General features: G+C 68.8%; 13 protein-coding genes. 6 read left to right on the top strand and 7 right to left on the bottom strand.

Going from position 1 to position 12,733, the window contains the following annotated elements:
* The first annotated feature begins 29 nt into the window (after positions 1 to 29).
* Positions 30 to 995, top strand: coding sequence for a dTDP-4-dehydrorhamnose reductase (gene rfbD / locus B7R24_RS03135; RefSeq protein WP_116417527.1), 966 nt, complete (start codon positions 30 to 32; stop codon positions 993 to 995).
* Entirely contained in the window at positions 970 to 2,109 is a 1,140-nt protein-coding gene (locus tag B7R24_RS03130; RefSeq protein WP_116417526.1) for a glycosyltransferase family 4 protein, read from the top strand. The genes rfbD and B7R24_RS03130 overlap by 26 nt, the downstream gene beginning before the upstream one ends.
* Positions 2,110 to 2,222: 113 nt before the next feature.
* Here the strand turns inward: B7R24_RS03130 and purE are convergent, their stop codons facing one another.
* Both purE and B7R24_RS03120 read right to left on the bottom strand, forming a co-directional pair.
* On the bottom strand, positions 2,223 to 2,735 hold the full coding sequence (purE, locus tag B7R24_RS03125) for a 5-(carboxyamino)imidazole ribonucleotide mutase (RefSeq protein WP_116417525.1): 513 nt from the start codon (positions 2,733 to 2,735) through the stop codon (positions 2,223 to 2,225).
* A gap of 208 nt (positions 2,736 to 2,943) precedes the next feature.
* Entirely contained in the window at positions 2,944 to 4,515 is a 1,572-nt protein-coding gene (locus B7R24_RS03120; protein ID WP_116417524.1) for an acyl-CoA carboxylase subunit beta, read from the bottom strand.
* 139 nt (positions 4,516 to 4,654) lie between these two features.
* Between B7R24_RS03120 and B7R24_RS03115 the strand changes: the two genes are divergently transcribed.
* Positions 4,655 to 5,500, top strand: a complete 846-nt coding sequence (locus tag B7R24_RS03115; RefSeq protein WP_116417523.1) for a biotin--[acetyl-CoA-carboxylase] ligase — start codon at positions 4,655 to 4,657, stop codon at positions 5,498 to 5,500.
* Positions 5,501 to 5,507: 7 nt separating this feature from the next.
* Positions 5,508 to 6,020, top strand: a complete 513-nt coding sequence (locus B7R24_RS03110) for a PH domain-containing protein (protein ID WP_116417522.1) — start codon at positions 5,508 to 5,510, stop codon at positions 6,018 to 6,020.
* Positions 6,021 to 6,104: 84 nt separating this feature from the next.
* Here B7R24_RS03110 and B7R24_RS03105 read toward each other — a convergent pair whose 3' ends face one another.
* Positions 6,105 to 6,632 carry a GtrA family protein gene (locus tag B7R24_RS03105; protein WP_116417521.1) on the bottom strand — a complete coding sequence of 176 codons (528 nt, stop codon included), beginning with the start codon at positions 6,630 to 6,632 and terminating at the stop codon, positions 6,105 to 6,107.
* A gap of 186 nt (positions 6,633 to 6,818) precedes the next feature.
* Here B7R24_RS03105 and B7R24_RS03100 point away from each other — a divergent pair, with 186 nt between their 5' ends.
* Together B7R24_RS03100 and B7R24_RS03095 are read left to right on the top strand one after the other, a co-directional pair.
* The gene (locus B7R24_RS03100; RefSeq protein ID WP_172582684.1) at positions 6,819 to 7,982 is read left to right on the top strand and encodes a 5-(carboxyamino)imidazole ribonucleotide synthase; all 1,164 of its coding nucleotides are present in this window, start codon (positions 6,819 to 6,821) and stop codon (positions 7,980 to 7,982) included.
* Positions 7,979 to 8,215: an acyl-CoA carboxylase subunit epsilon gene (locus tag B7R24_RS03095; protein ID WP_116417520.1), complete on the top strand. Its 237-nt coding sequence runs from the start codon at positions 7,979 to 7,981 to the stop codon at positions 8,213 to 8,215. Before B7R24_RS03100 ends, B7R24_RS03095 begins: the two co-directional genes overlap by 4 nt.
* 288 nt (positions 8,216 to 8,503) lie before the next feature.
* Here B7R24_RS03095 and B7R24_RS03090 read toward each other — a convergent pair whose 3' ends face one another.
* From B7R24_RS03090 to B7R24_RS03075, 4 genes are read right to left on the bottom strand one after another with little or no spacing between them, the layout of a single operon-like run.
* Positions 8,504 to 9,532, bottom strand: a complete 1,029-nt coding sequence (locus B7R24_RS03090) for a hypothetical protein (protein WP_116417519.1) — start codon at positions 9,530 to 9,532, stop codon at positions 8,504 to 8,506.
* The gene (locus tag B7R24_RS03085; protein WP_116417518.1) at positions 9,529 to 10,767 is read right to left on the bottom strand and encodes a sensor histidine kinase; all 1,239 of its coding nucleotides are present in this window, start codon (positions 10,765 to 10,767) and stop codon (positions 9,529 to 9,531) included. Before B7R24_RS03085 ends, B7R24_RS03090 begins: the two co-directional genes overlap by 4 nt.
* Entirely contained in the window at positions 10,754 to 11,425 is a 672-nt protein-coding gene (locus B7R24_RS03080) for a response regulator transcription factor (RefSeq protein WP_116417517.1), read from the bottom strand. The genes B7R24_RS03085 and B7R24_RS03080 overlap by 14 nt, the downstream gene beginning before the upstream one ends.
* Positions 11,426 to 11,466: 41 nt before the next feature.
* Positions 11,467 to 12,732 carry a class I SAM-dependent RNA methyltransferase gene (locus B7R24_RS03075; protein WP_116417516.1) on the bottom strand — a complete coding sequence of 422 codons (1,266 nt, stop codon included), beginning with the start codon at positions 12,730 to 12,732 and terminating at the stop codon, positions 11,467 to 11,469.
* Position 12,733 lies beyond the last annotated feature (1 nt).

Genomic DNA, 12,733 nt, shown 5'->3' with positions numbered 1-12,733 from the left:
GCTCGCTGCCGCGTCGCCGGGGCCGTTCGGTGACCCGGTACCTCGTCACCGGGGCGGGCGGGATGCTCGGCCACGACCTCGTCGGGGTGCTCCGTGAGCGCGGGTCCGACGTGACGGCCCTCGGCCGCGCCGACCTCGACGTGACCGACCTCGCCGCAGTTCAGGGCGCGGTGGCCGGTCACGACGTGGTCTTCAACCTCGCCGCCTACACGAAGGTCGATGACGCCGAATCCTTCGAAGACGAGGCCTTCGCCGTCAACGCGACGGGCGCGGGGAATGCAGCGGTGGCTGCCCGCGAGGCGGGGGCCACGATCATCCACGTGTCGACCGACTACGTGTTCGACGGTTCGTCGACGGCGCCGTACGCCGAAGACACTCCCTACGCACCCCTGTCGGCGTACGGCCGCACAAAGGCCGAGGGTGAGCGCCGCGTTCTGGCCGAGCATCCGACGGGTGGGTACGTCGTTCGCACGGCCTGGTTGTACGGCGAGCACGGGCCGAACTTCCCCAAGACCATGCTGAAGGCGATCGCAGGGCGCGACACCGTGAGCGTGGTCGATGACCAGCGCGGCCAGCCCACCTGGACCGCCGACCTCGCCCAGCAGCTGGTGCGGCTCGCGGATGCCGCTGGTGCCGGTGGTGCTGGGGGTGCTGGCGCCGGTGGTTCTGCTGGTGCTGGCGCCGATGCCGACGCTGGCGGTTCGCGCCCGGCCGCCGCCCCGGGCATCTACCATGCGACGAATGCGGGTGAGACGACCTGGTTCGGCTTCACACAGGCTCTGTTCACGGAACACGGAATCGATCCTGATAGGGTTCTGCCGACAGACAGTGCGCAGTTTGTTCGTCCTGCCCCGCGTCCCGCGTATTCCGTACTCGGGCACGACGCGTGGTCCCGAGCGGGAATCGAGCCCATGCGCGACTGGCGTGAGGCGCTGCACGATGCGGCGCAATCGGGGATTTTGGAGACACATGGCAACGCTTCGGGTCGTCGTTGACCAGATCCTGAGCCCTGTTCCCGGCGGAATCGGCCGCTACACCGAAGAGCTGACCCGGGCGATGATCACCTCGGCCCCCCGCGACTGCTTCGTCGAGGGCATCGTCTCGGCCCAGCCGCCGGCGAAGCTCGACGAGCTGAAGACGCGACTGCCTGGACTCCAGTCGGTCAGCAAGACGACACTTCGGCGCCGCGAACTCTCGGCGGCCTGGCAGCACGGGCTCTTCACCACGCAGAGCCATGGCATGGTGCACGCGACCTCCCTGCTCGCGCCGCTCACCAAGCACGATCAGCTGCACCAGCCCGGCGACCAGATCGCAGTGACGATCCACGATGTCGTGCCGTGGACGCATCCGCAGACCCTCACCCCGCACGGTGTCGCATGGCACAAGGCCATGGCGCGGCGTGCCCGTCGGTACGCCGACGCCGTCGTGGTTCCGACCCACGCCGTCGCCCAGGAACTCGCGCGCTACGTGAACTTCGGCGAGCGCGTGCGGGTCATCGGCGGGGCGGTGTCGTCGTCGCTGAAGATTCCGGTCGATGCGGATGCCCGTGCCGCCGCTCTCGGCCTGCCCGGCTCCTATGTGCTCGCCGTCGGTACGCTCGAGCCGCGCAAGGGCCTGTCCTCGCTCATGGAGGCTCTCGCCCGTGACGATGCCCCCGACCTTCCGCTCGTCATCGCGGGCCCGCAGGGCTGGGGCGATCTCGACGTCTTCGCGGCCGCCGCCGCCGCGGGGCTGCCCGAGAACCGGATGCACGTTCTAGGCTTCGTCAGCGACGAAGACCTCGCGCTCGTGATCTCCCGGGCCACCGTCTTCGTCTACCCGAGCATGGCGGAGGGGTTTGGCCTGCCGATCATCGAGGCCCTGCACTTCGGCACCCCGGTCATCCACACCGACGTCCCCGCGCTGATGGAGGTGGCCGACGATGCGAGCATCGTCGTGCCGCGCGATGACGCCGCGGGCCTGCCGGCGCGCCTGGCGTCGGCGATCGATCGCGTGGTGACGGATGACGCCCTCGCCGCACGCCTCCGCATCACGGGCCTCGACCGCGCCCGCGCCTTCAGCTGGCGTGACTCCGCCGAGAAGGTCTGGCAGCTCCACGCCGACCTCTGACGCCCGCGCGCCTTCCCTCTGTCGTCACGCTGCTGTTTGTCGCATTCGCCGGTGCGCGCGCAGGCGCGAGTGCGACAAACCACAGCGGATGTCTCCGCTGTGGCGGCGCGGGGCTAGAGACGGGCCTGGAGAGCGGTGTTCTTGAGCTCGACCGAGGCGGTGAGGGTCTCGCGGTAGGCGTCGAGGCGGGCCGCGAGGTTGGCGCCGCCGGTGGTGTCTGCTGAGGCGAGGATCGACACGGCGAGCAGGGCGGCGTTTGTGGCGCCGCCGATCGACACCGTCGCGACGGGGATGCCCGCGGGCATCTGCACGATCGACAGCAGGGAGTCGAGCCCGTCGAGCCGCGCGAGCGGAACCGGAACCCCGATGACGGGCAGCGTCGTGACCGCCGCGAGCATACCGGGCAGATGCGCCGCGCCGCCCGCCCCGGCGATGATCACGCGAAGGCCGCGCTCCCTGGCCGTTCGCCCGTACTCGATCATCTTCTCGGGCGTGCGGTGAGCCGAGACCACCTGAACTTCGTGCGCCACATCGAAGTCGTTCAACACGGCCACGGCGTCGCTCATCACGGAGAGGTCGGAGTCCGACCCCATGACGACGCCCACGATGACAGGTTCGGTGCTCATGGCTCAACAGTACCGACACACCCCCGGCGACGCGATCCGGGCCGCCCACCCAGCCCCCCGGCAGAGCCCTTCGGCAGAATGGGCACTCTTTCACGCCTCCTCGCCGCAGAGCACAGCGGGATGCCGAAATCGTGTCGATTCGTGCCGCGGCGGGAAAGCCGGGCGGGCAGCGTGCTCCCGCACCACGACCGCACCCCGCGGCGCGCGCCTAGAGCGGGATGTTGCCGTGCTTCTTCGCCGGCAGCGACGCCCGCTTCGTACGGAGCGCCCGCAGTCCCTTCACGATCGCGACCCGCGTGGCCGCCGGCTCGATGACCCCGTCGAGCTCGCCGCGCTCCGCCGCGAGGAACGGCGACGCCACGTTGTACGTGTACTCGTTCGCCAGCTTCGTGCGCACCGCCGCGACATCCTCGCCCGCCTCCTCGGCACGCTTGATCTCGGGACGGTACAGGATGTTCACCGCACCCTGCCCGCCCATGACCGCGATCTCGGCGGTCGGCCAGGCGAGGTTGAGGTCGGCGCCGAGCTGCTTCGAACCCATCACGATGTATGCACCGCCATAGGCCTTCCGCACGATCACGGTGATGAGCGGCACGGTCGCCTCGGCGTACGCGTAGAGCAGCTTCGCACCGCGGCGGATGACCCCGGTCCACTCCTGGTCGGTTCCCGGGAGGTACCCCGGAACATCCACCAGGGTGACGATCGGAATCGAGAACGCGTCGCAGAAGCGCACGAACCGTGCCGCCTTCTCGCCCGCCTCGATGTTCAGCGTTCCGGCCATCGCGTTCGGCTGGTTCGCGATGATACCGACCGAGCGGCCTTCGATGCGACCGAATCCGATGAGGATGTTCGGGGCGTACAGCGGCTGCACCTCGAGGAAGTCGGCGTGGTCGACGACGTGCTCGATGATCGTGTGCATGTCGTAGGGCTGGTTGGGGCTGTCGGGGATGATCGTGTTGAGCTTGTGGTCGGCATCCGTGATCTCGAGCTCAGCCGTCGACTCATACACCGGCAGCTCGGCCATGTTGTTGTCGGGGAGAAAGCCGAGCAGCGTGCGAACGTAGTCGAGGGCATCGTCTTCATCGCTAGCGAGGTAGTGCGAGACACCCGAGATGGTGTTGTGCGTGAGCGCACCGCCCAGCTCCTCCATACCAACGTCTTCGCCGGTGACGGTCTTGATCACGTCGGGGCCGGTGACGAACATCTGGCTGGTCTTGTCGACCATGATCACGAAGTCGGTGAGGGCGGGCGAGTACACGGCGCCGCCCGCCGCCGGGCCCATGATGATGGAGATCTGCGGGATGACGCCCGAGGCCTGGGTGTTGCGCCGGAAGATCTCGCCGTACTTGCCGAGCGCCACGACACCCTCCTGGATGCGCGCACCACCCGAGTCGAGCATCCCGATGATCGGGACGCCGGTCTTCAGTGCCAGGTCCATCACCTTGATGATCTTCTCGCCGGCGACCTCGCCGAGGGAACCGCCGAAGATGGTGAAGTCCTGGGCGTAGACGGCGACTTGCCGGCCGTGGATCGTGCCGGTTCCGGTGACGACGGCGTCGCCGTAGGGGCGCTTGTTCTCCATGCCGAACGCGTGGGTGCGGTGGCGCACGAACTCGTCGAGCTCGACGAAGGAACCGTGGTCGAGCAGCTGCTCGATGCGCTCGCGCGCAGTCTTCTTACCCTTGGCGTGCTGTTTCGCGATGGCGGCCTCACCCGACTGCGTCACGGCTTCGTGGTAGCGGTTCTTGAGGTCGGTCAATTTGCCTGCAGTGGTGTACATGTCGGGCCCCGAAGCTGTTTCTTCACTCACGGGAGTTCACTCTACCGGCCAGGGCTTTGGCCCACCCGTTGACGGAATCCTCCACATTCTCAAGGTGTTGCCAGAGGTTCCACACGGCAGTCGGCCCTAGGGTCGAGGTATGCAAGCCCCACAGAGCCGCGCGCTGGTTCCCCGCCTCGACTGGCTGAGCGAGGCCGGGTCGACGAACGCCGTACTGGTCGCTGCCGCGGGCGGGCCGGATGCCGCGGGCTGGCCCGACCTGTCCGTTGTCGTCACCGACAACCAGACCGCGGGTCGCGGGCGGCTCGGCCGCGTCTGGAGCGCCCCGGCGGGGGCGTCGCTCGCCATCTCGGTGCTGCTCCGACCGCCGCTGATGGGCGGCGAAGCGCTGCCGATCGAGGCGCTGGGCTGGCTGCCACTCATCGGCGGGGCGGCGATGGCTCGGGCGGTGAACGGTGTGCTCGGGCGGGGTGCCGCGAGCGCCGCAGGCGCGGGCACCGGCGGCGCGGGCACGCCGCGGGCGGCCGTGAAGTGGCCCAACGACGTGCTCATCGATGGCGCCAAGGTCTGCGGGGTGCTCTCCGAGCTCCTCCCCGGCGCCACCGGTGTGGTCGTCGGCGCGGGCGTGAACCTCTTTCTGACCCGCGAACAGCTTCCGGTGGCCACCGCCACCTCCCTGGCCCTCGCCGTTGCGAGCGGATTCACCGCCGACGACGTTCTCGCGGGCTACCTCGTCGAGTTCACCCGGCTCTATCGTTCGTTCCTCGCGGCCGGGGGCGATGCGGCCGAGAGCGGCGTGGCATCCGTCGTCTCGGAGCTCTGCGATACCCTCGGCAGGCGTGTGCGTGTGGAGCTGCCGACCGGCGATGTCGTCATGGGGCAGGCCGATGCGCTCGATGCGGCGGGCCGCCTCAGGGTGACCCGCGACGACGGCACGGGCGAGCTCGTCGTCTCTGCCGGCGACGTGACCCACCTGAGGTACTGAGCGCCCCATGCCCCCCTCAGATGCGCACCAGCCCGGCTTCACGTCGGTGTTCAGGCCTGAGCTGCCGCCCGAGCAGATCGTGGCCCGGTATCGCGCGCACGGTCGGCAGCTGTTCTGGCCCACGGTTGCGCTCGTCGCCATCGCTGCGATGAGCGGCTACTTCCTCGGCCGGTTCGCCGAGGAGTGGCAGAACTCCGCGGCCATCGTCGTCGCAGCGGTGCTCGTGCTGCTGTTCTGGCTGGTGCCGACGCTCCGCTGGCTGACTGCGCGCTGCACCATCACCACGCGACGGGTGATCAGCGTGCGGGGCCTTCTGCAGCGCGAGCGGCAGGAGGCGTCGCTCCTCCGCGGACACGACGTGACACTGACGCGCCGCGGATTGCAACCGCTCTTCCGCTCCGGTGACGTCACGGTGCATTCGGGCTCCGAGCATCCGCTGGTCATTCGGGACGTACCCCACGCCGGACTGGTCGTCGCGGCCCTCGCCGAACTCGGTGACGAGGCCTACGGCCGCGCCTGAGCCACGAGCGGTGCCCGTTTTGCGCAAAACGCGGGGTCAGTGCGGCGGGCGTGGGCGGGCGCGTCGGCTGCCCACGAGTGCGCGTCAGCTGCCGACGAGTGCGCCCTCGCGCTCACGCTCCGCCGCAAGCGCGGCGAGGTTGTGCAGCCCGTCGCTGCGCTGCTTGCCGTAGACCCAGTACCGGTAGAGCACGAAGCGGAAAGCGGTGCCGAGCACGAGGCCCACACCGTTCGCGGCGATGTTCGTCGCCAGCACACTTGTCAGGCCGAGCACGTGGTGCGTGAACCAGATGCACCCCTCGGCGATGATGAGGCCGCCGATCGACACCAGTCCGTACTCGACGAGCTCGAGGCCGACGTTCTTGCGCCGGTTCTCGCGAAAGGTCCAGTAGCGGTTGCCGACCCAGTTGAAGACGATGGCCACGGTCGTCGAGATGAGTTTCGCACCGATGGCCGTGGAGTAGAAATGCCCGGTGCCGAATGCGCCGAGGAACAGCAGGTTGAAGAGACCGATGTCGATGATGAAGCCAGCGAAGCCGACGACGCCGAACTTCAGAGCGTAGGTGAGGAAGCCGCTCCAGGCGCGCTCTGCCAACCGTTTCAACCCGTTCAAACCCAGTGCCTTCTTGCGGAGCCCTGTCGGAATGGGAACGGCCCGCTGTTTCGTCGGAATAGTTATGTCGTATGCACTATAAGGGGTTCGTTTCGGGATTCCCTGTGTTGCGGCCCTCCCCCCGTGTCACGCCCGGGAGGCTTGATAGACACGTCGCGGGCACATCGCCGTGAGTACAGTGGATGGGTGACAGTGCGCATCGGAGTGATTGGTGGAGGCCAGCTGGCCCGGATGATGATCCCGGCGGCGGTGAATCTGGGGCTCGAACTGGAGGTTCTGGCCGAGAACGAGGGTTCGTCGGCCCATCTGGCGGCCACAGTCGTCGGCGACTACCGCGACCCCCGGACGGTACTGGCGTTCGCCCAGACCGTCGACGTGGTCACGTTCGACCACGAACACGTTCCTGAGACCATTCTCAGACAGCTCGTCGCGGCCGGCCACTCGGTGCAGCCCGGTCCGGATGCCCTGCGCTTCGCGCAGGACAAGCTCGCCATGCGCCGTCGACTCGGCGAGCTGGGCGTTCCGATGCCCGACTGGGCCGAGGTGTCGAACGAAGACGAGCTCGAGGCATTCCTCGCCGACCACGGTGGCGAAGCCGTCATCAAGACCTCCCGCGGCGGCTATGACGGCAAAGGAGTGCGCCTGGTGACGAGAGCGGCTGAGGCCGCCGACTGGTTCACCGCCCTGAACGAAGACGGCCGGGGCGGGGCGCTGCTCGCCGAGGAGCGGGTGGAGTTCCGCCGCGAGTTGGCGCAGCTGATCGCCCGCCGCCCCTCCGGTGGCACGGCGCTCTGGCCGGTCGTCGAGACCGTGCAGCGGCGGGGCGTCTGCAGCGAAGTGTTCGCGCCGGCCCCGGGCATCAACCCCCGGGTCTGGGAGCTGGCCGCATCCATCGCCACTCGCATCGCCACCGAGCTCGGCGTGACGGGCGTTCTCGCCGTCGAGCTCTTCGAGACCACGGATGACCGGCTGCTGGTCAACGAACTGGCGATGCGCCCCCACAACAGTGGGCACTGGAGCATCGAGGGTTCGGTCACCAGCCAGTTCGAGCAGCACCTTCGCGCGGTGCTCGACCTCCCCCTCGGGGCGACGGATGCCCGTGCTCCCGTCACGGTCATGGTCAACGTTCTCGGCGGGCCGGCGACCGGCAGCCTCGCCGACCAGTATCCGCACGCACTGGCCGACCAGCCGACGGCGAAGATCCACAACTACGGCAAAGATCCGAGGCCGGGTCGGAAGGTCGGGCACGTGACGGTGACCGGCGACGATCTCGACACCGTGGTGTTCCAGGCGCGAGCCGCGGCAGCCCTGCTGGGTGCCGATCTGAGCGAAGGCGCGGAAGACGCATGAGCGACGTCCAGCAGGGCGAACCGGCGGAGTCCTCGTCGGTGCCCGTCGTGGTCACCAGCCGCAACGTCAGCGCCTCCGAGCTCGCCGCCGTGTCGGCCGTCGTGCAGGGGCTGCTGGCGGAGGAGGGCGATGCTCGGCGCGCGGCAGAGTCGCGCGGCCAGTCGGCCTGGCAGCGCAGCCAGCGCTCGCTGCGCGGCACGGTCGAACCCGGGCCGGGTCGCTGGAACGGCTGAGAACACCGACCAGGCGGGGTGTCGGCGGGGGTGTCCCCCAAAGTGCCGACTATTCCTTTGCTGAACATAGGCGCAGTATTACTAGTGCTTGGTGTCTCTCTTTTGAGTTTCACCGCCAAATGCTCGCTGTCTAGGGTAAGTAGGCGAGTGTTTGGGGGCGAGTCACGGTCGTATTCGGGTTACGGTCATGGTTCGAAAAAAATTGCTGGGGGTTGGCGTTTCGCCGGCCCCCAGTATTTTTACGCCGGCGCCGGGGGGCGCTTGCGGGGCGGGGCGTCGCAGCGCCCCTCACCCCGGCGATGCTTCTTTAGGAATCTCGAGCCATTCGGCGACCTCATCGTCGTCGCCACCCGCGCCGAGAACCGAAGCTCCCGGATCATCGCCGACCTTCAACCCGACCACCGTCACCGCCGCCGTGCTGCTGTCGACACCGGTGCGCACGATCAGCCGGTCGGAGCGTGACCTCGAGATGGTGCGGGCGATGCGCGACTGGATCCTGTCGCGTGCACGCTCGGAGAGATCATCCAGCCCCCCGTCGTCGAGGAGCGTGACTTCGATACCCCGCCGACGGGCAGCGAGTACTTCGGTGCGCACGTCTTCGTTCAGCAGGTACCGGCCCCGGATCTCGTCGCGGATCGCGCCCTCGAGATGCAGGCACTCCTCGCGCTCTTCGGCGCTGATGTCGCCGCCGAGGTCGACGATGCGGTGCAGCATCGGGCCAGCGACGCGGTTCATGTTGTCGAGCCGGTACCGCCCCTCGGTGAGCTGCGCCTCCTGCGTGGCACGCCACGCTGCGGCGTCGAGTTCTGCCCGGGCGAAGAGCTGCGTGTCGCGGGAGGCCTGGGCAAGGGCCCGGCTCAGGGCGTGTGCCACCGCGACCCAGACTGCACTTCCGATCACTCCGGTCGTCGTCAGCGCGAGTGGGTTCGCCCACACCACGACGCACACGGCCAGCCCGATCACACCCAACCAGGCGAAGACCGCCCGGTGCCGCACGGCGGTGATCGTCATGAGGGTTCCGACGGCGGCCACCGACCAGGTCGCGTAGCCGTTGGCGATGCGGCCGTCGAGCTGCGAGAAGACCAGAATCGACATCACGATGCTGACGGCCACGTTGAGCGCGGCCAGCCACACGGGCATGGTGAGCGGGCTCCTCGGCCAGAGGCTCATGACGGAGACCACCGCGTAGAGGATCATTGCGGCGAACACCGGCCAGGGCGACGACGGGGTACCGATCGAGTAGACCGCCAGAACCAGGTGATACGCCGAGAAGAGGCCCGCCAGGGCGAGCACGATGGCGCGGGTCGGGGCGATCACCCCTGGCCTCCCCACTCCAGGATGACGGATGTTCCGCCCCCCGGTACCGACTGCACCCGCACACGGCCGCCCACCGACTCCACGCGTTCGCGGATGGAGACGCGCAGTCCCAGCCGGGCGCGCGGAACGTCGGCGACATCGAAGCCCCGGCCCGTGTCGGAGACCTGAACGGTGAACCCACCCCCGGGCTCGCCCCGCACGAGGAGGGTGCGCACGACATCGTCGCCCAGGTCGCCGGCGTGCTGCAGGCTGTTGATCAGCGCCTGCTGCGCGGCCGTGAAGACCGCCTCGGCCACTCGGCCCGGAACCCGGCCCGAACCCGCCTGGACGGGCGGGAAGACGATGCGCGGGCTGAGCAGCTGGGCGGCATCGGCGAGCCGGTTCGAGAGCTCAGACAGGCTCACCTCCACGGCGGGGTCGAACGCGTCGGGCGCCTCCTGGAGGGTCTCGAGCGCGGCCGCGCTCAAGGCGACCGCCAGTTCGCGCTCGCCGGGTGTCTCGGCCCGGGCGGCGAAGATCAGGGTGCTGAGCACCGTATCGTGCACCAGCGAATCCACCTTGAGCCGCTCCAGCTCTGCGGCGTGGTTGCGGGCCGCCCCGGCGTACTGCTCCATCGCCGTGGACTGCGCCGCATCGACCCGGTCTGCCGCCGCCCGCAGCGCCGTGATGAAGGCCAGCGAGAACGCACCGAGCAGCACCACGTAGAAGCCATCGATCAGGGCCAGGCTGACGTGGGCGGCGCCGCCGGCGGGCTGGGTGCGGATGAAGACGTACACCGCCGAACTGAAGACGATGTACCAGACGGCCCAGCCGAGCGAGAAGGTCATGGCAGCGAACGTCATGGCGATGGTGATCAGATACCAGAGCCAGGGCTGGTCGGCGACCGAACCGGCCCCGCGCAACAGTCCGACCGGCCAGAAGGCCAGGGCGAGAAGGTAGACCACCGTGAAGATGCTCATGGCGATGTGCGTGATGGCGAGCCTGCGGCGGAACACCACACTCGTGACGAGGATGACGAACATCAGCCCGTACAGCACGATCACGATGACGGCCGCATAGGTCGGGTGCAGGTACACCGAGGATGCAGCGACAGACGGAATGGTCTGCACAGCGAAGACGAGGCAGAACAGCGCCGAGGCCTGGGTGAGGATGCGCTCGACCCGCGCACGGCTGATCGCGCCGCGCAGGCGCATCAGGGTTGACTCGATGGCCGGGCCCCGGCTAACGGCCGACATTGCTGACATCGTCGATGGCGAGGATGCCGTCTTCGACCGCCCGACGCAGCAGGTCGACCTTCGTGGGCGCGGGCCGGCCCACCTCGACGTATTTCGCGCGCACCCGGTCGAGGTACTCCCGGGCCGTCGAAGGCGCGATCCCGAGCTCTGCTGCGACGGCTTTCAGAGGCAGCCCCGACGCGTAGAGGTGCAGCACATCCTGCTCGCGTCGCCCCAGTTGCGCTTTCGCGAACTCCTGGTCGGCGTCGATGGCGCTGGCCCACTCGAGATTGTTCAGCACGTCGCCGCGCGCCACGCTGGCGATGGCCGCCATGACGATGCGGGTGGCACTGGTCTTCGGAATCACCCCGGCCGCACCCGCCGCCAGGGCCTCCCGGATGCTCGTAGTGCGATCGGCGATGCTGTGCACCAGCACGGCCGCACCCGTCTTTCGCAGGCGCAGAACGTTGTCGGTCACCGTCGACCCGTCGCCGAGACTCAGATCCATCACGATGACATTGGCCGGGCGCCCGCCGAGGCTCTCGAGCAGGGCGTCCACCGTTCCGCCGTAGCCGACGACCTCGTACCCCGCTTCCAGACACGCGGCTCGGATGCCCAGCAGCACCGATTCGTGGTCGTCGACAATGCCCACCAGAACCCGGGGAGTCTGATCGGTCATCGTCCATCCCCCTTCGAATACGGTATTCCCATAGTAAACAGTCAGCTGGCCGGAGTGAGAACGGCGAGCGCCTCGACGTGGTGGGTGTGCGGAAAGAGGTCGAAGGCCCGAAGGCTCCGCAGCTCGTACCCGCCGGCCGTCAGCTGGGCCAGGTCGCGGGAGAAGGCGACCGGGTCACAGGCCACATAGACCAGCTGGGCGGGACGCATCTGTAGAAGGCTCGAAACGACCTGCTTGCCGGCACCGGCACGGGGAGGGTCGAGAATGACCGACGCCCGGGTGAGGCCCTGCCGGTCATCCGGAGCCTGGTTCTTCAGCCGCTGGGAGAGGTAGCGGTCGACACGGGCCGTGACGGCGGATGCCCGGGCGAAGTCGCGCAGGTTGTGAGCGGCATTCGCTGTGGCATGCCGGTCGCTCTCGACCGTCTCGACCCGGGTCAGGGCACCGAAGCGGTCACCCATCGCCGCTGCGAGCAGCCCGACGCCGCCGTAGAGATCGAGGTTCGGGGCCTCGGGGTCGAAGGCGTCGGCGATCATCTGCTGCTGGACGGCCGAGGTCAGCGTCTCGGCCGCACCATGGTGCACCTGCCAGAAACCGAGTTCTTCGAGCCGGAACTCCCGGTCACCGACGCGCTCGGTGATCTGCGGACCCGCTTTCGCTGCCCGGCCTTCACCGCGCACCACGACGCGGGCGCCGCGGCGGCCGTCGGAGACGACGTCGACGCGCTCGGAGCCGACCAGCCGTTCGTCGAGGGGTGAGGCGTACTCCACCGCCTGGGTGGCCAGTGGGAGGGTGTCGACGGCGACCACGCGGTGCGACCGCGCGGCATAGGGCCCGACAATTCCGTCGTCGTCGACGTGCAGGCTCACGCGGGTGCGCCAGCCCAGGCCGTTCGCCTCCTCGTCTCCGGCGACCGGTTCCACCTCGACGGATCGCGCAGGGTGGTGCTCGGCCAGCTTTCCGAAGCGCCCGAGCGAGTCGACGAGCACCTGGCGTTTGAGTTCACGCTGCCAGGCGAGCTCGATGTGACCGAACTCGGCGCCACCCGCACGGCGGTCGGGGGTGCGCTCGAGCGCGGCATCGGCCCAGATGTGCGGGCGGCGGTGCGGCGAGGCCTCGACGACCGAGACAGTCTCGGCGCGCCAGAAAGAGGAGTGATCATCGGCCGAGACCCGGGCGCGCACCCGCTCACCGGGCAGGCTGTCTGCCACGAACACCACCCGGCCGTCGAGGCGCGCCACCGCGACACCCCCGTGGGCGACGTTGGTGACATCGAGTTCGACGTCGACGTTCTCTGAATCGGTCATG

The sequence above is a fragment of the Subtercola boreus genome (genome assembly GCF_003399645.1).
Classification (GTDB): Bacteria; Actinomycetota; Actinomycetes; order Actinomycetales; family Microbacteriaceae; genus Subtercola; species Subtercola boreus_A.
This window is presented reverse-complemented; position numbering and strand designations above follow the sequence as displayed.